The organism is Amycolatopsis sp. DG1A-15b, assembly GCF_030285645.1.
Classification (GTDB): domain Bacteria; phylum Actinomycetota; class Actinomycetes; order Mycobacteriales; family Pseudonocardiaceae; genus Amycolatopsis.
Genome location: NZ_CP127296.1, coordinates 2363994 through 2382392 on the forward strand (window position 1 = coordinate 2363994; position 18399 = coordinate 2382392).

Genomic DNA, 18399 nt, shown 5'->3' on the forward strand with positions numbered 1-18399 from the left:
GTTCGTGAAATAACTCCGCCGGTTCACGCTGTGCTGATCAACGAAGTGCGCGGCAACCTGGCCGGCAGCGGGCCGAGCGGGTCTTCGTACAGCACGTCGAGGAGCACCGCGCCGCCGGCCGTCGCCAGTTCGGCTCCCGGGAAGCTGGTGCCCACAACGGTTTCGGCCGGATCGGCGCACCGGGACCGGGTGCCGACCTCGTCCCGGATGATGGGAAGGCAGCTCGGCACCCGGGCTACACTGCGGTCGACCACCACGAGCACGGCCGGGTTGAGCACTTCGAGCAGGAGGGCTGCCGCCTGGCCGATGAACCGCGCGCGTTCGTGGAACATCCGCACCGCCGCGGAATGGCCGTCCGCGGCGAGCGCGAGCAATTCCGGAAAGTCCGGACGCTCGAGCAAACCGTTTTCCACGGCTTGGCGGGCGAGCGTTCCTTCCGAAACGGCCGCTTCGAGGCAGCCGGTGCGTCCGCAGCGGCACGGCTCGGTGCTGCCGTCGACCGGCAGGTGCGCGACGGCGCCCGCGGCCGAACGCGGCCCGTGGTGCACGCCGTCGCCGGTGGCGAACGCGGCGTCGACGACGTTGCCGGTGAACAGCTGCACGACGCTGTCCCGGGCCCGCGGGTGCCCGAAGAGCCGTTCGGCGTGCACCAGCGCCCGCGCGTGCCCGTCGACCTCGACGGCCAGCCCGGTGCTGCCCGTCAGGAGGTCGCGGACCGGCACGTTCCGCCAGCCGAGCAGCGGGTGCTCGACGACGGTGCCGGACGCGCGGTCGACCCAGCCACCGGTGGCGACGCCGAGGCCCAGCGGCTCGCGGTCGGGGGTGTGCCCGAGCAGGAGGTCGTCGAAGATCTCGGCGGCACGGGCGAGCAGGTCTTCGGCGGCCAGGCCGTCGTGCGGTTCTTCGTGCTGGGCCAGCACGTTCCCGCGCAGGTCGAGCAGGGCGACGGTGGCGTGGTGCACGGCCAGGTGCAGCGCGCCGGCGACGTACCGCCCGGTGTCGAGGTCGACCGGCACGTGCGGCCGCCCGACGCTCCGGCGGGGTTCGGCCTCCGGGAGTTCGCGCAGCAGCCCGAGCCGGGCCAGCTCGGCGGTGTGCCCGGTGACGGCGGCGGCGGACAGGCCCGTCCGCCGCGCGATGGTGCTGCGCGCGATCGGGCCGCCGTCGAGCACCGCCCGCAGGACGGCGCTCGCACTGGCGCTGCGCCGGACCCCGCGTGCGTCCGTCCTCTGTGGACTCATCGCCCGGCTGGTCATCGGCCGATCGTGGCAGACGAACCGGCGCGTGCCCAGCGTGCCCAGGATGTGGGTGGGACACCGGAGATCAGCCAGGAGCCGGCCGGCTCGCTTGGCCGGCGGCCCGCAGGAACCGCTCGCCCGTCGCCGCCAGTGCCGCGGCGAGCTCCGGCGCGTCGAGCACCTCGAAGTCCACTTCGAGCAGGCCCAGGTACAGCCCGAGCATCGACGCGTTGTCGGAGCCGACCTCGGCGACGCAGCGGTCCGGGCCCTCGGGCGTGACGTCGACCGCGATCGGCAGCCGGGCCCGCACGTGCTCGACCGGCGCGTGCAGCCGCACCCGGGCGTGGAAGCGCCACGTCGCCGCGCCCACGCTGCGCTGGACGAACTGCGCGACGTCGCCCTCCGGTGGCTCGCGCGGGGCGAAGCGCGGGCCGGTCGGCACCTTCGGCGTCATCCGGTCGACGCGGAAGGTGCGCCAGTCGTCGCGGGCGGTGTCCCAGGCGACCAGGTACCAGCGGTGCCCCCAGCTGACCAGCCGGTGCGGCTCGACGTCGCGGCGGCTCGGCGTGCGCTGGTGGCTCGTGTAGTCGAAGCGCAGCCGCTCGCTCGCCCGGATCGCCGTCGCGATCGCGGTGAGCACGTCCGCGTCGACGGCCGGGCCGGCGCCGGGCACCGCGACCGTCGCGGTCTGCAGCGCCCGCACCCGGTGCCGCAGCCGCGACGGCAGCACCTGCTCCAGCTTGGCCAGCGCGCGCACCGACGTCTCGCCGATGCCGGCGACGCCCGTCGCGGTCCGCAACCCGACCGCGACGGCCACCGCTTCGTCGTCGTCCAGCAGCAGCGGCGGCAGCTGCGCGCCCGCGCCGAGGCGGTAGCCACCCTGGACGCCGGGTGCGGCCTCGACCGGGTAGCCGAGTTCGCGCAGCTTCCCGATGTCGGTGCGGACGGTGCGCGCGGAGACGCCGAGCCGGCCGGCCAGGTCGGCGCCGGTCCAGTCGCGCCGCGTTTCGAGCAGCGACAGCAGCCGCAGGAGGCGGGCGGAGGTCTGCAACATTCTTCGAGGATCGCAGGGATTGCGGAAGAAAGTCTTCCGCAATGGCTCCTAGCGTGCTTCTCATGACGAACGAAATCCGCCCCTTCCGCATCGACATCCCGCAGGCCGAGCTGGCCGACCTGCACCGGCGCCTGAACTCCGCGCGGTTCGCCGACCCCGTGCCCGGCGACGAGCCGGACTGGTCCCGTGGCATTCCCACGGACGTCGTCCGGGAGCTGACCGAGTACTGGCGCGACGGCTTCGACTGGCGCGCCCAGGAAGCGGCGTTGAACGCGTTTCCGCAGTTCACGGCCGAGATCGACGGTCAGACCATCCACTTCCTGCACGTCCGCTCGGCCCGGGCCGACGCGGTGCCGCTGCTGCTCACCCACGGCTATCCGAGCTCGATCGCGGAATTCCTCGACGTCATCGGCCCGCTGACCGAGCCGGGCCCGGACGCGTTCCACGTCGTCGTCCCGTCGGTGCCCGGCTTCGGGTTCTCGACGCCGTTGAGCGGGCCCGGCTGGGAACTGGCCCGCACGACCGACGCGTTCGCCGAACTGATGACCCGGCTCGGCTACGACCGGTTCGCCGCGCAGGGCGGCGACATCGGCGCGGGCGTCACCGGCCGGCTCGCGGCGCTGTACCCGGAGCGGGTCATCGGCACCCACGTCAACAGCGATCGCGGCACGATCGCGCTGGCCGGCGAGCAGCTGCCGATGCCGGAGCACCTGTCCGAGGCCGAACAGTCCGAATTGGACGCCGCCCGCGCGGCGTGGCGGGCCGGCCGCGGTTACCTCGACCTCCAGTCGCACAAACCCGAAACGATCGCGGCCGCGCTCACCGACTCCCCGGTGGGGCAGCTGGCCTGGATCGCGGAGAAGTTCGAGGCGTGGACCGGCGCCGGCCGCGTCGACCGCGACCGGCTGCTGACGAACGTCAGCATCTATTGGTTCACCCGCAGCGGCGCGAGCGCGGCCCGGTTCCTGTACGAGGCCGCCCATTCCGGGCACGGCTGGCTGGCGCCGTCGGCCGTCCCGGCGGGCTGGGCGGTGTTCGACTCCTCGCCGGTGGTCCGGCGGATCATGGACCCCGACGAGAAGATCGAGCACTGGTCGGAGTTCGCTTCCGGCGGTCACTTCGCGGCGATGGAGGAACCCGGGTTGCTCGTGGCCGACATCCGCGAATTCTTCCGCGAACTGCGGCCGTGAACGTCCGAGCGCTCGCGCCGCAGGCCGGGCTGTGGACGCGGCTCGCCCGGTTCCGCCCGGACGAGTTCCCCGCCCCGGGGGAGCGGGCGGTCCGGTTCACCGAAAACCGACCACCGGACCCCTGCGCTGGGCCAGAATCGTCGGCGTGCAGTTCGCCATCCTCGGGCCGGTCGAAGCCCGCCGTCCCGACGGGACCCCGGTCGCCCTCGGTGGCCCGCAGCTGCGCGGGCTGCTCGCGTTGCTCGCCCTCGACGCCGGGCGCGTCGTCAGCGCCGAGCGGCTGATCGACGGCCTGCACGGCGAACACCCGCCCGAGGGCGCGGCCGAGGCCCTGCAGTCCCAGGTTTCGCGGCTGCGACGCCGGCTGCGCGACGGCGGTGCGCCCGACGGCCTGGTGGAATTCACCCCCGCCGGGTACCGGCTGGCCGTCGACCCCCAGGACGTCGACGTCCACCGGTTCGAACGGCTCACCGTGCACGCGAGGGAAATCCCCGATCCCGCGGCGAAACTCGAGCTCTTCAGCGAAGCCCTGGCGCTGTGGCGGGGTCCGGCGCTCGACGGGCTCGCCGACCCGCCGCGTGCGGCCCGGCTGGCGGAACTGCGGCTGGCCGCGACCGAGGACCGCGTCGAAGCCGGGCTGGCGCTCGGCCACCACGACCGGCTCGTCGCCGAGCTGCGGGAGCTGACCGGCGAGCACCCGCTGCGCGAACGCCTCACCGCCCAGCTCGTGCGGGCGCTGCACGGCAGCGGCCGGTCCGCCGAAGCACTGGCGGTGTTCGCGCAGGCGCGGGAGCGCTTGGCCGACGAACTCGGCGCCGACCCGTCGCCCGAGCTCGCGGACGCGCACACCGCGGTCCTGCGCGCCGCCGCGCCCGCCCCGGCCCGCCGGGTGCCGGTGCCGCTCACCGGGTTCGTCGGCCGCGCCGAGCTCGACCGGCTCACCGAGGCCCTGCGCGCCGCCCGGCTCGTCACGCTCACCGGCCCGGGCGGGGCGGGCAAGACCCGGCTCGCCGTCGAAGCCGCGGCCCGGGCGGCGGGCGAGGTGTGTTTCGTCGAACTCGCGACGACCACCGACGTGCCGCGCGCCGTCCTGGCCGCGCTGGGCCTGCGTGAACAGGGCGTGCTGACGCCCGGAGCGGCCGCGGACCCGGCCGACCGCCTGGTGGCCGGGCTCGCCGACCGGCCGCTGCTGCTGGTCCTCGACAACTGCGAACACGTCGTCACCGGGGCCGCGCGGCTGGTGCGGCGCCTGCTGGGCGAGTGCGCCGGCCTGCGCGTGCTGGCGACCAGCCGGGAGGCGCTGGCCGTGACCGGCGAGACGCTGGTGCCGGTCGGCCCGCTGCCCGCCGGCGCCGCGGCCCGCCTGTTCACCGACCGGGCCGCGGCGGTCGCCCCCGGCGCGGCACCCGACCCGGGCGCGGTCACGCGGATCTGCGCCGCCCTCGACGGCCTCCCGCTGGCCATCGAACTCGCCGCCGCCCGGCTGCGCTCGCTTTCCGCGGACGACGTCGCCGCCCGGCTCGGCGACCGGTTCCGGCTCCTGTCGCGCGGCGACCGCACCGCCGAGCCGCGGCACCGGACCCTGCGCGGTGTCGTCGAGTGGAGCTGGGATCTCCTGGAACCGGAGGAACGGCTGCTGGCCGGCCGGTTCGCGGTGTTCGCCGGCGGTGCCCGGCCGGCCGCCGTCGAACGCGTCTGCGCCGTTCCCGACGCCGATGCGGTGCTGACCGGCCTGGTCGAAAAGTCCCTCGTCGAGTTCGGCGGCGGCCGGTACCGGATGCTGGAGACCATCCGCGCGTTCTGCGCCGAGCAGGGCGACGACCGGCGCGCGGCGCACGCGAAGCACTTCCTGGACTTCGCGGGGACCCACGAGCCGAAACTGCGCGGCGCGGACCAGCTGACGGCCCTGGCCGAGCTGACCGCCGAACACGCCGACCTGCACGCGGCCCTGCGCTGGAGCGCCGCCGAAGAGCCGGAGACCGCGTTGCGGCTCATCGCGGCCCTGTCCTGGTACTGGTGGCTGCGCGGCCTGCGGAGCGAGGTGACGCCGATCGCGGACACCGTGCTCGCCGCCGTCGGTCCCGAACCGCCGCCGGGACTGGCCGAGGAATACGTCCTCTGCGTGATCCAGGCGTCGGACACCGACGTCGCGATCGAGCCGGTCCTGCGGCGGCTCGACGGGCCGCTTCGGTACCCGTACCTCTTCCTGCTGTGGGCGTTCTCCCCGCGCACCAAGGCCGAGGACGGCGAACGGCTGGCCGCGCTGATCGGCCCGGACGCGTGGTCACGGGCGTTCGCGCGGATCGGCGACGGCCTCGGCGCGCAGTACCGGGGCCGGATCGCCGAAGCCGAAGCGCACTTTTCGGCGGCGTTGGAGGCGTTCCGCACCTTGGGCGACCGCTGGGGCGAAGCGAGCGCGCTGGAGAAGCTCGCGGAGTTCGCGGACTGGCGTGGCGACCACGCGCGGTTCCGCGAGCTGATGGACGAGTCCGTCCGGCTGGCCGGCGAACTCGGGGCCGCCGAAGACGCCGCCGACCTGCTGTGCCGCCGCGCCGACGGCGTCCTGCGGCAGGGGGACGCCGAAGCCGCGAAGGCCGACTACGAAGCCGCCGCCGAGCAAGCGCGCGCCGCGGGCACGCCGGTGACGCTCGCCCGGGCCCGCGGCGGCCTGGGCGAGATCGCGCGGCGGGCGGGTGACCTGGCCGCGGCCCGGCGCTGGTACACCGCGGCGCTCGCGCTGGCCGCCGACCCGGTGACCGGCGGCGAGACGCGGATCCGCGTCCACACCGGCTTCGGCTGGACGGCGGCCGCCGAAGGCTGCCTGGAGGAGGCGACCGAGCTGCACCAGGAAGCCCTGGCCACGGCGCTGGAACACGCGAACCTGCCCGGCGCGGCGCAGGCGATCGAAGGACTGGCCGGCGTCCTCGCCGGGCGGGAGGAGGACGAGCGGGCCGCGTTCCTGCTCGGGGTGGCGGTCGGGCTGCGCGGCGCGCCGGTCACCGGGGACACCGACGTCGCGTCGGTGACGGACCGCGTCCGGGGGCGCATCGGCGCCGAGGCCTACGCCGAGGCGTTCGGCCGCGGCCGGGAACTGCCGCCCGAGCAGGCGGTCGAGGAGGCCGGTCAGCGGCGGTTCGCGCTCGGTTCGTGAGCGGTCAGCGGCCCCGCCGATGCTTCGGGGCATGACGAAGAACATCCTGATCTCCGGCGCCAGCATCGCCGGCCCCGCCCTCGCTTATTGGCTGCACCACCACGGCTTCGACGTCACCGTCGTCGAGCGCGCCCCGAGCCTGCGCGAAGGCGGCTACAAGGTCGACATCCGGGGCGTCGCGGTCGACGTCGTCCGCCGGATGGGCCTGCTGGAGCAGGTGCACGCGGCGAGCACCGACATGCGGGGCGCGGCGTTCGTGAACAAGCGCGGCAAGCAGCTGGCCACCCTCGACGCGGACACGTTCGGCTTCCGCCACGGCGACGACACCGAGATCCTGCGCGGCGACCTGGCCCGGATTCTCCATGACGCCACGCGCTCGAACGCCGAATACGTCTTCGGCGACTGGATCACCGGCCTCGACCAGCGTCCCGACGGCGTCGAGGTGACGTTCGCCCACGGCGCGCCCCGCCGGTTCGACCTGGTGGTCGGCGCGGACGGCCTGCATTCCGGCGTCCGCGCGCTGGCGTTCGGCCCGGAGGAGGACTACCTGCGCCGCTTCGACGCCTACATTTCGATCTCGACGGTGCCCAACCGTTTCGAGCTGGACCGCTGGGAGCTGCTGCACTCGGCGGCGCCGGGCAAGATGGTCAACGTCTACAGCACCGCGCGGGCGGCCGACGCGAAGGCGGCGTTCTGGTTCACCGCGCCCCCGCTGACCTACGACCGCCGCGACGTCGATGCCCAGAAGGACCTGGTGGCGGACCGGTTCGCCGGCCTGGGCTGGGAAATCCCGGCGCTGCTGGAGGCGATGCGCGAGGCGGACGACTTCTACTTCGACCCGGTGTGCCAGATCGTGCTGGACAAGCTGTCGGTGGGCCGGGTGACGCTGCTCGGCGACGCGGGCTACTGCGCGTCACCGGCCTCGGGCCAGGGCACGAGCCTGGCGCTGGCGGGCGCGTACGTCCTGGCGGGCGAACTGGCGGCATCGGACGACGTCGCCACGGCGTTGTCCCGGTACGAAGCCGCGATGCGGCCGTTCATCGAGAAGAACCAGGCCCTGGCGAAGACGGCGTTGCGGGGCATCATCCCGCAGTCCCGGGCGTTCGCGTGGTTCAACACCCGGATGATCAAGCTGATGCCGTACCTGCCGGGCCGCAACCGCGTCCTGGAGCAGATGTCCCGCCCCATCCGCGAAGCGGCGAACGCCCTGGAGCTGAAGGACTACGCGGCTGGTGCGGGGGATCGTGCCCGCGACGGGTACCCGCGGTGATCACGGGTACCCGTGCCGCCGTGACCGAGGAATTCAAGAAGGGCGACCGCGTCCGGTGGGACGCGGGCAACCAGAGCTCGATCGGCACGGTCGAGGAAAAGCTCACCGAGGACACCCACGCCGGCAAGCGCGACGTCAAAGCCTCACCCGGCAACCCGCAGTACCTCGTCCGCAGTGAGAAGTCCGGGACCGCCGTCCACCACCCGGACAAGCTGCACAAGGCCTAACGCGCCGCCCGGACCTTCGCCGCGACCTCCGTCAGCTCCTCCTTCGTCCGCACCCGCCAGTCGGCGTTCAGCACGAAGCCGTCGCCGGCGAAGCGGGGGATCACGTGCAGGTGGACGTGGGGGATCTCCTGGCCCGCGGCCTTGCCGTCGGCCAGGAACAGGTTGATCGCCTCGCACTGCAGGTCCGTGCGCCGCAACGCCGCCGCCAGTTCCTGGGCGATGGTGAACATCCGCGCGCCGGCGGAAGCCGGGAGCGAAGCCAGGTCCGCGTGGTGCGCCCGGGGGAGGACCAGCAGGTGGCCGGTCGTCACCGGGCGCAGGTCGACGATCGCGACGAAGTCGTCGTCCTCGTGGACGAAGGCAGCCGGCGCCTGGCCCGTGCCGATCGCGCAGAAAACGCATTCTCCGGTCGACGTGGTCGCCGGCATGCGGCGGAGTTCAGCCATGCGGGTGACCTTATCGGCCGCCGAGCCAGTGGTGCAGGGCCCACCACGACCGGACGGCGTCGAGGACACGGCCGCCGCTGTTTTCGGCCAAGGCCAGCGGGGTGAGCTCGGCCAGCCGGTCGAGGCGGTACCGGACCGTGTTGGGGTGCAGGTGCAGTGCCTCCGCCGTGGGACGCAGGCGCTGGCCGTGGTCGAGGTAGGCCAGCGCCGTCGCGGCCAGCTCGCGGTGGAACGCGTTGCCCGGGTCGAGCGCGCCGAGCACGCCGGCGGTGAGCAGCTCCGCCAGCAGCGGCTGGGCCGTCAGCGCGATTTCGCCCGCCAGCTCGGTGAGGTCGTGGTAGCCGGCGCCGGCGATCCGGGCCGCCGCCGTGCAGAGGCGGTGCACCTCCCGCAGCTCGGGCAGGGCGGCCGGGGGCGCGACGACCACCAGGACCCCGTCGGCGAGGGCGACGCCGGCGGGCGGGCGCGCCGCCAGACCGGTCAGCCTGCCCTCGACCAGCCCGTACACCCCGCCGAACTCGAGCAGCGCCTGTTCGAGGGTGCGCGCCCGCGCCGGGTCGCTGACGTCGGACACCACGCAGGCGTACCGGCCTTCGGGACGCAGCCCCGCCTGCCGGAGCTCTTCCGGCGTGGGCGGGTGCCCGGCCAGCAGCAGGGTGCGCAGCAGCTGGGTCCGCGCGTCGCGGACCGTCCGCGACAGCTGGAGCTCGGCGGCGTGGTAGCCCTTGACGATGTGCCGTTCCAGCGCGCCGGTGTAGCGCTCGGCGTCGAGGATGGTCTCGAGGATGACGTCGTCGGGCAGGCCCGCCGCCCGCGCGCGTTCGACGGCGAAGCGGGCCGCGAGCGTGCGCCCGGCCTGGACCCCGCGCAGCAGGTCGGTGAGCGGGACGCCCTGCGCGGCCCGGTCGGCGCCCAGCGCCTCGGCGGTGGTGTAGTCCGCGGTGTCGGGGTTCGTCGTGGCGCGCAGCGCGGCCGACAGCAGGAAGTGGACGTGCCGCCGGTTCTCGGCCTCCGGCAGCCGCGCGACCTCCGGTGACTGGCTCCGCGCGGCCTTCACCAGCTCGTCCAGGACGGTCTCGTCGTCGGCCATCGCCTCCAGCACCTGCCGGAGCAGCGATGAGGCCGGCACAGCACCCTCCCGTTGTGGCAGGGCCACAACACCGCGTCCGCGATGTTGGGCGAGCGGCCCTACCGGAACGGCTCCGGTGGCCGGTTATCGTGACAATACCGGACAGTAACCCCGTTCCTTCGCGAAATCCATCGACCGAAGGTCACCACACCTCTTCAGTGCCGAAAGGTGTCTCCCGTGCGCAATTCCCCGGTCCGTCGGAAACGCTCGTACCTCTCCCGCCTGGCCTGCCTCACCGCCTCGGCCGCCCTGCTGGCGACCGGCGCCGCGGTGCCGGCGACCGGCGCCGCGGCGGCCCTGCGGGAGGTGATGTTCGTCGGCAACAACTGGGAAGGCACGGCGGACGTCATCCAGTCGCGCGGCTCGTTCGCCCGCATCGGGCGGGTGAACATCATCCCCGACAAGGACCAGCGCCTGGCGGAGATCTACCTCAACCCGATCAAGCTGGCCTTCTTCCTCGGCATCCGCAACGGGCCCGGCGAAGGCCACGACCAGTTCGTCGACGACATGTACACGACGCCGGACGGCGGTTCGGTGGTGGCGTCGCGGCCGAGTTTCGCCGATGTCGTCTCGATCAACCTGACGACCGGCCGGATCAACTGGCGCTTCCCGGTGTCGGGCTTCCGCTCCGACCACATGGCGGTTTCGCCGGACGGCCGCCGCGTCGCCGTCTCCGCCTCGACGTCGAACACCGTGCACGTGCTGGACATCGTCACCGGCCAGCAGGTGGGCTCCTTCGCGACCGGGGACAAGCCGCACGAGAACGTCTTCACCGACGGCGGCCGGTACCTGTGGAACATGTCGATCGGCGACGTCAACACCGACCTCGACGACCCGGGCTGGGACTTCACCAAGGGGGACCGGCGCATCACCGTCGTGGACGCCGCGACGTTCCGCCAGGTCAAGGTGATCGACATGCGCCAGCGGCTCGACGCCTTCGGCCGCAGTGACCTCTCGGACGCCGTGCGCCCGGTCGCGTTCACCCCGGACGAGTCGAAGCTGTACTTCCAGGTGTCGTTCTTCAACGGTTTCGCCGAGTACGACGTCGCCACCGACAAGATCACGCGGGTCAAGGAACTGCCGAAGAACCCGGCCACCAGCGACGACCGCAAGACCTTCGTCAACGACTCGCGCCACCACGGCATGTCGATGAACCCGGCCGGCACCAAGCTCTGCGTCGCCGGGACCATGGACGACTACGCCACGGTCGTCGACCGTGCGTCCCTGCAGCAGGGGACCCTGGTGCCCGCGGTGAAGCCGTACTGGGCGACGGTGAGCGGCGACGGCAAGGCCTGCGTGATCTCGGAGGCCGGCGCCGACCAGGTCACCGCCATCGACTTCGCGACCGGGCAGAAGCTCCTTTCGGTGCCGGTCGGCGACCACCCGCAGCGGGTCCGCATCGGCCACGTGCCCGACGGCTGGACGGGACCCGCGGGTTCCTGAGCACGAGCGGTGCCCGCTCGGGTGAATCCCCGGCGGGCACCGCGCTTGTGCGCCCACCAGCGGCGTGCCGACTTCGGCGAAGCGGAGTTCGAGGATTTCGCCGGGTTCGACGGCGCCGTTTTCGCCAGGGCCGCGGAGTTCCGGGCGCCCGGTTCGGGGAGCTCTGGTTCAACAGGGCCAAGTTCGGCGGGGTACGAGTCCGCCTGGACCCGCCCAGGGGTCGGACTTCGGTGCGGCTGGCCGGCGAAGTGATCGACGAGGACGCGTACCCGGAGGGGGGATCACGTCTTTCCCGGCGCGCTGGTCGTCGTCGGCCCGTCTGCCGGTGAAAGCGCCTCGCTGCCGGGTCGCCAGGGCAACGGGGCTACCTGACCTCGACCGCCGACGCGCAACCCGAGTCTCGGGAGTAGCGGGCTCAGGACGTCTCGAACGCGATCGTCAGCCAGCCGCGGACTTCGTCGTCCACATCGGACACCGCGCGCAGGCTGAGCTTGTGCCCGACACGCGGCCCGCTCGCCCAGCTCGCCGGGGCGATGCGGGCCGTTTCGATCGGCCGTGGCAGCCACAGGTACACCAGCACGTCCCGCGAGCGCGGGCGCAGCTCGGCCAGCTTCCGGTCCCGCTTGAGGAACACCCCGACCTTGACGGCGTCTTCGTGGACGTCGCCGAGGGTGCGCAAGTGCTCGAGGACGGCGTCGTAGACCTCGCGCTGCCAAGGCGCCTTGCCGGCGAAGGTCTCCTCGACCGTGCAGCCGGGGACACAGGTGTGCCCCTGGCCGGCACGCGCGAACTCGCGGTCGCAGCGCGGGCACGTCCACCGGGTCGGCATGCCGTCCAGGATGGCACTCACAGCGCGGCCGGGCCGAGCGCCGGGATGGTGGCGGCCGCGTGCACCAGCTGCCGGGCCGCCTCGGCCGCGGCCTTCCGCTGCGCCGGTGGCAGCTTGTCCAGCAGCGACCCCAGCGCGGCGTGGCGCCGCTCGAGCATCCGCGCCACGATCTCGTGCCCGGTTCCGGTGACCTCCAGCGTGACGACGCTGCGGTTGCCGGGGCTGCGGCCGCGTGCCACGTAACCGAGGGCTTCCAGGCGGTCGGCCAGCCGGGTCACCGAGGACGCGTTGACGCCCATCGCCGCCGCCAGCTGCGAGCTCGGGACGCGGCCGAGGCGGTCGAGGACCAGCAGCAGCCGCGTCTGCGGGAACGACACCTCCGGCGGGGCCGCGTGCGCGCATTCCCAGGCGATCCCGACCAGGACCACGGTGAGGCCGTCGAGGGCGGCCACGTCGGGGTCGGCGTCTTCGAGGGGTTGCATGGCGCAATACTTGCCAATCGCAAGAGCATCGGTCAAGATGGACATCCCCGGCGCTCGCCGGCGGTGTCCGGCCGGCTCGGCCGTCGCTCCTCTTTTCGTGGTCCAATGCTGCTTGCCGCACTGAATCCGTTGGCGCGTAAGGAATTCATAAGGATTTCGCTGAACCTCCGCATGACGGCGTCCGTGTTCCCAGTACCGAACTGTCGTCAGAAGGAGGAAGCATGCCGGATCACCGTGGCATGACGGGCCGTGCCAAGGCCCGGACCGCGCTGGTCGTCGTGGCCACGCTCGCCGTGGTCGGCGTCGGCTCGGTCATGGTGCTGAACGCCAGCGCCCAGACCGCGCCCGGCTCGACGCAGGCGCAGGTCCCGGCGCACAACATGGGCGGCATGCAGATGGGTTCGGCCGCCCAGGCCGCGGCCACGAACGACGTGGCCGGCGCCGGGCCGGTCACCGAGCTCGACAAGACTTTCCTGGTCAAGGTCCGCCAAGCGGGGCTCTGGGAGATCCCCGCGGGTGACCTGGCGCAGACCCACGCCAGCAGCGAGGCCGTGAAGCGCGCCGGGCTGCACCTGCTGGACGGGCACTCGCACCTCGACCAGCTCGTCCGGGAGGACGCGAAGATACTGGGCGTGACGCTGCCGGACCAGGCCTCCGCCGAGCAGCAGGGCTGGGTCCGCCAGCTGACCAACGCCCAGGGCCTGGAGTTCGACAAGCTGTTCGCGAACCTGCTCCGCGCCTCGCACGGCAAGATCTTCGCGACCATCGCCGAAGTCCGCGCCGGCACGCAGAACGACGTCATCCGGCGGCACGCGACACAGGCGAACCAGACCGTCCTCGACCACATGACGGTCCTGGAGGACACCGGGCTCGTCGACGCGACGACGATCGCCGACGTCGCCGCGGCGGTGAACCCCCCGGCGAAGTGACGTCCGCGCCGGGGAGGGAGGGTAGCCGCCCGACGGGGATCCGGGCGGCTACCGGGCCGGCGGCACGATGCCGTACTCGTGGATCTTGCGGTAGATCGTCGCCCGTGAGATGCCCAGCAGCTTCGCGGCTCTGACCTTGTTGCCGTCCGCGTCCTCCAGGCACCGCACGATGGCGTCCCGTTCGATCGACTCGAAGCGGTTCAGCGGCCGCCGGGTCACCGCGTGGAACTCCGCCGGGAGGTCGCCGGGGCGGATGGTGCCCGCGCGGCGGCGCTGGGCCACCTTGCGCAGCACCTGGTGGAGCTGGCCGGTGTTGCCCGGCCACTCCGCCCGCATCAGCAGGTGCAGGGCCGCGGCCGAACACGTCAGCCTGCCGCCGTAGCCGAGCTTGCTCAGCACCAGCGGGACGAGTTCCGCGAGGTCTTCGACGTGGTGGCGCAGCGGCGGCACCTGCACCGTCCGGGGGAAGAACTTGAGCAGCTCGGCCAGCGCCGGTTCGCTCTCGGCCTCCGGCACGAGGGTGAGCACCACCCACGGCGCGCCCGGGGCCTCGCGCAGGGTCCGCAGGACCGCGGCCAGCGCGGCGGCCGCCGGTGCCGTCAGCCGGTCGGCGTGCCGGATCACCAGTGTGCGGATCGGGGCTTCGGCGTGTTCTCGCGGCAGCGCGGCCCAGTCCGTGCCGGGCACCGCGTCGACGGTCAGCAGCCGGGCCGCCGGGTGGTGGCGCTGGTGCAGGCCCTTCGTCAGGGTCAGCTTGCCGGTCCCGGGCTCGCCTTCGAGCGCGACCCACTCGCCACGCTGGTGGCCGCGGTCGAGGTCGTGCCCGCAGCGCTGCCACAGCGGCGCCGAGCCGACGACACCCGGCAGGTACATCGGCAGCATCGGCGTCGGGACGACCAGAGTCTCCTCGGCCTCGATCAGCTTCACCGACAGCACGCCGCCGGCGGTCTCGGTCTCCCTGCGTCCCGCGACGCGGCGGCAGAGAACGCGGACCCGCAGCCCGCTGGACAGGGACAGCGTCGCCGGGGTCCGGCGGCCCTCGGCCAGTGCTTCGGTGGCGTGGCCGAGCAGCACCGACTGGTCGGCCGGGTCGAGCAGCTGCCGGGCCCGGTCGTTCATCATCACGATGTCTTCGTTGAACGCCAGCACGATGCCCGTCCACCGGCGGCAGGTCTGCAGGTAGGCCTGGAAGAGCAGCATCTCCCGGAGATCGCTGTGCCGCAGCAGGGCCTGGCGGATCTGCTCGGCCGTCGAGCGGGCCAGCGCGACGAGCAGGCCGCCCGCGTCCTTGTACCAGCAGGTGAGGTCGACGGCGCCGACCTTCTTGCCCGAGATCGGGTGGTGGATCGGCACCCCCGCGCAGGCCAGGTTCTCCAGGTGCTCGGCGTAGTGCTCGTGCCCGGACACCGTCGTCGGGCGGCCGTCCTCCAGCGCGGTGCCGATGCCGTTCGTGCCGACGGACTGCTCGCCGTAGCTGAACCCGGGCACCAGTTCGACGCGCTCCAGGTGGCGGGCCAGGTCGGCGTCACCGGTCCGCTGGGTGAGCACGACGCCGTTCGGGTCGGTGAGGATGAGGCTGATCGGCTGGCCCTCGAACTGCTCGCCCAGCTTGTGCAGCACCGGTTCGGCGCCGCGCATGAGCGGGATGTCGAGGTTCTGGTCGCCGAGGTAGAGCGGGTCGATCCGGTCGGCCTCGACCTGGAACTCCCGGGACCGCCGCCACGAGGCCAGGATCGTCGGCCGGACCGTGTCCGCGGGCACCGCTTCGGCGGTCAGGAACCGCACCCGGGTGCGGGCGAGCACGTCGTCGGCGACCAGGGCCGTTTCGTCCACGTGACCTCCAGTTTCTCCGCGGCCCACGTGGGTGCGGGCACACCCGTTGTGCCGCCCGTCCAGCCTAGGCGCGCGAGGCCCGGGCGGGTGTCTCAAATTGAGACGCACCCGGTGCCGCGGCGGCGGTGCGATGGAGGCATGGCCGCCGAGACGTACAACCCCTGGACGATCGTCAACCTGGTCTTCACACACCTGGCCGAGCAGGGCCTGCACCCGGAGCTCGGCGCGGCGGGCCACCCCGGCGAGCCCGCCGCGGCGCTGCTGCGCGCGTTCGGGATCGTCCCCACCGTCGAGGGCGACGCGCGCGTGCAGGCGGGGATCCACGACGAGCTGGCCGGGCTGCGCGCGCGGCTGCTCGACGCCGACGAAGCATCCTGAGCAGCGGTTCTGTCTCAGATTGAGACCCGCGTCGCCCGCGGATGCCCGCCTAATGGTGAACGCAGGACGCCCTGGGCGGCGAGCTCAGGAGACAAGGAGTGATCCATGAGTCGCCAGAGTGTGGCGAAAGCCCACCAGAAAATCCAGGAACTGTCGTGGGAACCGGCCTACCACACCCCGGTTTCGCACTACGGCACCGACTACACCTTCCGCAAGGCCAAGAAGAAGGACCCGTTGAAGCAGGTCCTCCGCTCGTACTTCCCGATGCAGGAGGAAAAGGACCACCGGGTCTACGGCGCCGAGGACGGCGCGATCCGCGGCAACATGTTCCGCCAGGTCCAGGAACGCTGGCTGGAGTGGCAGAAGCTGTTCCTGTCGATCATCCCGCTGCCGGAGATCTCCGCGGCGCGGGCGATGCCGCTGCTGTTCCGGACGGTCCCGAACCCGGAACTGCACAACGGCCAGGCGATCCAGATGATCGACGAGGTCCGGCACTCGACGATCCAGCAGAACCTCAAGCGCCTGTACATGCAGAACTACATCGACCCGGCGGGCTTCAACTCGAGCCTGCGCAACTTCCAGAACGACTACTGCGGCACGATCGGCCGCCAGTTCGCCGAAGGCTTCATCACCGGTGACGCCATCACCGCGGCCAGCATCTACCTCACGATCGTCGCCGAAACGGCGTTCACGAACACGCTGTTCGTCGCCATGCCGGCCGAGGCCGCCGCGAACGGCGACTACCTGCTGCCCACGGTGTTCCACTCGGTCCAGTCCGACGAATCCCGGCACATCAGCAACGGCTACGCGACGCTGCTGATGGCGTTGTCCGACGAAAGCAACCACCAGCTGCTCGAACGCGACCTGCGGTACGCGTGGTGGAACAACCACGCCGTCGTCGACGCCGCGATCGGCACGTTCATCGAATACGGCACCAAGGACCGGCGCAAGGACCGCGAGAGCTACGCGGAAATGTGGCGGCGCTGGATCTACGACGACTACTACCGTTCGTACCTGGTCCCGCTGGAGAAGTACGGGCTCGTCATCCCGCACGACCTCATCGAAGAAGCGTGGAACCGGATCTGGAACAAGGGCTACGTCCACGAGGTCGCGCAGTTCTTCGCCACCGGGTGGCTCGCCAACTACTGGCGCATCGACCCGATGACCGACGAAGACTTCGAATGGTTCGAGTACAAGTACCCGGGCTGGTACGACAAGTACGGCAAGTGGTGGGAGAACTACAACCGCCTCGCGACGCCGAACGGGCACCACCCGATCGTCGCCGAGGACGTCGAGTATGTGTACCCGCACCGGTGCTGGACCTGCATGGTGCCGTGCCTCATCCGCGAGGACATGGTGGTCGACGAGGTCGACGGCCAGCACCGCACGTACTGCTCGGAGACCTGTCGCTGGACCGACGCCGAGGCGTTCCGGCCCACCTACCAGGGGCGCAGCACCCCGAACATGGGCCAGCTGGTCGGTGCCCGCGAGTGGGAGACGCTCTACCACGGCTGGAACTGGGCCGACGTCGTCTCCGACATGGGCTTCGTCCGCGACGACGGCAAGACCATGGTCGCCCAGCCGCACCTGGACCTCGACCCGAAGAAGATGTGGACCCTGGACCACCTGCGCCGGATGCCCGAGGTGCAGTCGCCGAACGTGCTGCTCAACCAGATGACCGCCGAGCAGCGCGCCGCGTTCGTGGCCGACTACAACCGCCAGGGCCCGGCCGGGCGCCCGGCGCCGCAGGCCTGACGGGCGGGTCCGGCATGACCGAAAAGCACCGCGTCCGGTTCGAGCCGGTCGGGATCGAGATCGACGTCGCCGAGGACCAGACGATCCTGCGGGCCGCCGCCGAGCAGGGCGTCATGCTCATGCACGGCTGCAAGGAAGGGCAGTGCGCGGCCTGCAAGTCGTTCCTCCTCGAGGGCGACGACGTCGAACACGACCGGTACTCGACCTTCGCGCTCCCCGACTACGAAAAGGAGGAAGGCTTCACGCTGCTGTGCCGGGCCCACGCCTACGAAGACCTGACGATCGAGCTGCTCAACTACGACGAGGAGATGATCCAGTCCGGCCTCCCGATCCAGGAGGCGGAGGTCGAGGTCGTCGCCAACGACCCCGTCACCCACGACCTGCGGCACCTGGTGGTGCGGCTGGACGGGGACCTCAAGTTCTTCCCGGGCCAGTACCTGGACTTCGCCGTCCCGGGCACCGAGGAGACGCGGTCGTTTTCCATGGCCAACACCTCGGCCCGCGACGGCTTCCTGGAGTTCCTCATCAAGATCTACCCCGACGGGCTGTTCTCCCGGTTCCTCGACACGGGAGTCGCGGTCGGCGACCGGCTCCGGGTGACCGGCCCGTTCGGGGTGTTCACCCTCCGGGACAACCCGGGCAAGGACCTCGTCTTCGTCGGCGGCGGGGCCGGGATGGCGCCGATCCTGGCGCTGCTGCGGTCCATGGCCGAGCGCGGCCTCGACCGGAAGGCGACCTTCTACTACGGCGCCCGCCGCCGTCGCGACCTCTGCTTCGAGGCGGAACTGCGGGAGCTGGAAGCGAAACTGCCGGGCTTCCGGTACGTCCCCGCGCTGTCCGAGCCGGGTGACGACGACTGGATCGGCGAAACCGGCTTCGTCACCGACGTCCTGCGCCGGGCCGGCGTCGACCTCACGGGCGCCGACGCCTACGTCTGCGGGCCACCGCCGATGGTCGAGGCGGCGCTGGAGCTGCTGCCCGCGCTGGGCGTCGACGGCAAGCGCGTCTTCTACGACAAGTTCACCACCACGGGCGAAGGGTAAGG

General features: G+C 72.3%; 16 protein-coding genes. 9 read left to right on the forward strand and 7 right to left on the reverse strand.

The window, feature by feature from the left end:
* Positions 1-23 precede the first annotated feature (23 nt).
* The gene (locus tag QRY02_RS10830; protein WP_285991383.1) at positions 24-1256 is read right to left on the reverse strand and encodes an ROK family transcriptional regulator; all 1233 of its coding nucleotides are present in this window, start codon (positions 1254-1256) and stop codon (positions 24-26) included.
* 67 nt (positions 1257-1323) lie between these two features.
* On the reverse strand, positions 1324-2292 hold the full coding sequence (locus QRY02_RS10835; RefSeq protein WP_285991384.1) for a helix-turn-helix transcriptional regulator: 969 nt from the start codon (positions 2290-2292) through the stop codon (positions 1324-1326).
* Between the two features lie 62 nt (positions 2293-2354).
* On the opposite strand from QRY02_RS10835, the gene QRY02_RS10840 reads away from it, so the two are divergent.
* From QRY02_RS10840 to QRY02_RS10855, 4 genes are all read left to right on the forward strand, one after another.
* On the forward strand, positions 2355-3482 hold the full coding sequence (locus QRY02_RS10840) for an epoxide hydrolase family protein (RefSeq protein WP_285991385.1): 1128 nt from the start codon (positions 2355-2357) through the stop codon (positions 3480-3482).
* A 145-nt stretch (positions 3483-3627) separates the two neighbouring features.
* Positions 3628-6633 (forward strand): ATP-binding protein, encoded by a 3006-nt coding sequence (locus QRY02_RS10845; RefSeq protein WP_285991386.1) that lies wholly within the window; start codon positions 3628-3630, stop codon positions 6631-6633.
* A 31-nt stretch (positions 6634-6664) separates the two neighbouring features.
* A complete protein-coding gene (locus QRY02_RS10850) occupies positions 6665-7903 on the forward strand; it encodes an FAD-dependent monooxygenase (protein ID WP_285991387.1) in 1239 nt (412 codons plus the stop codon).
* A gap of 20 nt (positions 7904-7923) precedes the next feature.
* Positions 7924-8130: a hypervirulence associated TUDOR domain-containing protein gene (locus QRY02_RS10855; RefSeq protein ID WP_285991388.1), complete on the forward strand. Its 207-nt coding sequence runs from the start codon at positions 7924-7926 to the stop codon at positions 8128-8130.
* On the opposite strand, the gene QRY02_RS10860 is transcribed toward QRY02_RS10855, so the two are convergent.
* Together QRY02_RS10860 and QRY02_RS10865 are read right to left on the reverse strand one after the other, a co-directional pair.
* Positions 8127-8576 (reverse strand): HIT family protein, encoded by a 450-nt coding sequence (locus tag QRY02_RS10860; RefSeq protein WP_285991389.1) that lies wholly within the window; start codon positions 8574-8576, stop codon positions 8127-8129. The two genes, QRY02_RS10855 and QRY02_RS10860, sit on opposite strands and share 4 nt — an antisense overlap.
* 10 nt (positions 8577-8586) lie before the next feature.
* On the reverse strand, positions 8587-9705 hold the full coding sequence (locus QRY02_RS10865; protein WP_285991390.1) for a helix-turn-helix domain-containing protein: 1119 nt from the start codon (positions 9703-9705) through the stop codon (positions 8587-8589).
* Between the two features lie 177 nt (positions 9706-9882).
* On the opposite strand from QRY02_RS10865, the gene QRY02_RS10870 reads away from it, so the two are divergent.
* Positions 9883-11148 carry a YncE family protein gene (locus tag QRY02_RS10870; RefSeq protein ID WP_285991391.1) on the forward strand — a complete coding sequence of 422 codons (1266 nt, stop codon included), beginning with the start codon at positions 9883-9885 and terminating at the stop codon, positions 11146-11148.
* A 415-nt stretch (positions 11149-11563) separates the two neighbouring features.
* On the opposite strand, the gene QRY02_RS10875 is transcribed toward QRY02_RS10870, so the two are convergent.
* Both QRY02_RS10875 and QRY02_RS10880 read right to left on the reverse strand, forming a co-directional pair.
* Complete coding sequence (locus QRY02_RS10875; protein WP_285991392.1) at positions 11564-11977, reverse strand: DUF5655 domain-containing protein; 414 nt, start codon at positions 11975-11977, stop codon at positions 11564-11566.
* A 17-nt stretch (positions 11978-11994) separates the two neighbouring features.
* Positions 11995-12459 carry a MarR family transcriptional regulator gene (locus QRY02_RS10880; RefSeq protein WP_285991393.1) on the reverse strand — a complete coding sequence of 155 codons (465 nt, stop codon included), beginning with the start codon at positions 12457-12459 and terminating at the stop codon, positions 11995-11997.
* Positions 12460-12680: 221 nt separating this feature from the next.
* On the opposite strand from QRY02_RS10880, the gene QRY02_RS10885 reads away from it, so the two are divergent.
* Positions 12681-13388 carry a DUF4142 domain-containing protein gene (locus QRY02_RS10885; protein WP_285991394.1) on the forward strand — a complete coding sequence of 236 codons (708 nt, stop codon included), beginning with the start codon at positions 12681-12683 and terminating at the stop codon, positions 13386-13388.
* Between the two features lie 48 nt (positions 13389-13436).
* On the opposite strand, the gene QRY02_RS10890 is transcribed toward QRY02_RS10885, so the two are convergent.
* Positions 13437-15221 carry a sigma-54-dependent Fis family transcriptional regulator gene (locus tag QRY02_RS10890; protein ID WP_285991395.1) on the reverse strand — a complete coding sequence of 595 codons (1785 nt, stop codon included), beginning with the start codon at positions 15219-15221 and terminating at the stop codon, positions 13437-13439.
* A gap of 138 nt (positions 15222-15359) precedes the next feature.
* Between QRY02_RS10890 and QRY02_RS10895 the strand changes: the two genes are divergently transcribed.
* From QRY02_RS10895 to QRY02_RS10905, 3 genes are all read left to right on the forward strand, one after another.
* On the forward strand, positions 15360-15599 hold the full coding sequence (locus QRY02_RS10895) for a hypothetical protein (protein WP_285991396.1): 240 nt from the start codon (positions 15360-15362) through the stop codon (positions 15597-15599).
* A 105-nt stretch (positions 15600-15704) separates the two neighbouring features.
* Positions 15705-17354: a ferritin family protein gene (locus tag QRY02_RS10900; RefSeq protein ID WP_285991397.1), complete on the forward strand. Its 1650-nt coding sequence runs from the start codon at positions 15705-15707 to the stop codon at positions 17352-17354.
* A gap of 14 nt (positions 17355-17368) precedes the next feature.
* Positions 17369-18397: an NADH:ubiquinone reductase (Na(+)-transporting) subunit F gene (locus QRY02_RS10905; RefSeq protein WP_285991398.1), complete on the forward strand. Its 1029-nt coding sequence runs from the start codon at positions 17369-17371 to the stop codon at positions 18395-18397.
* Positions 18398-18399 lie beyond the last annotated feature (2 nt).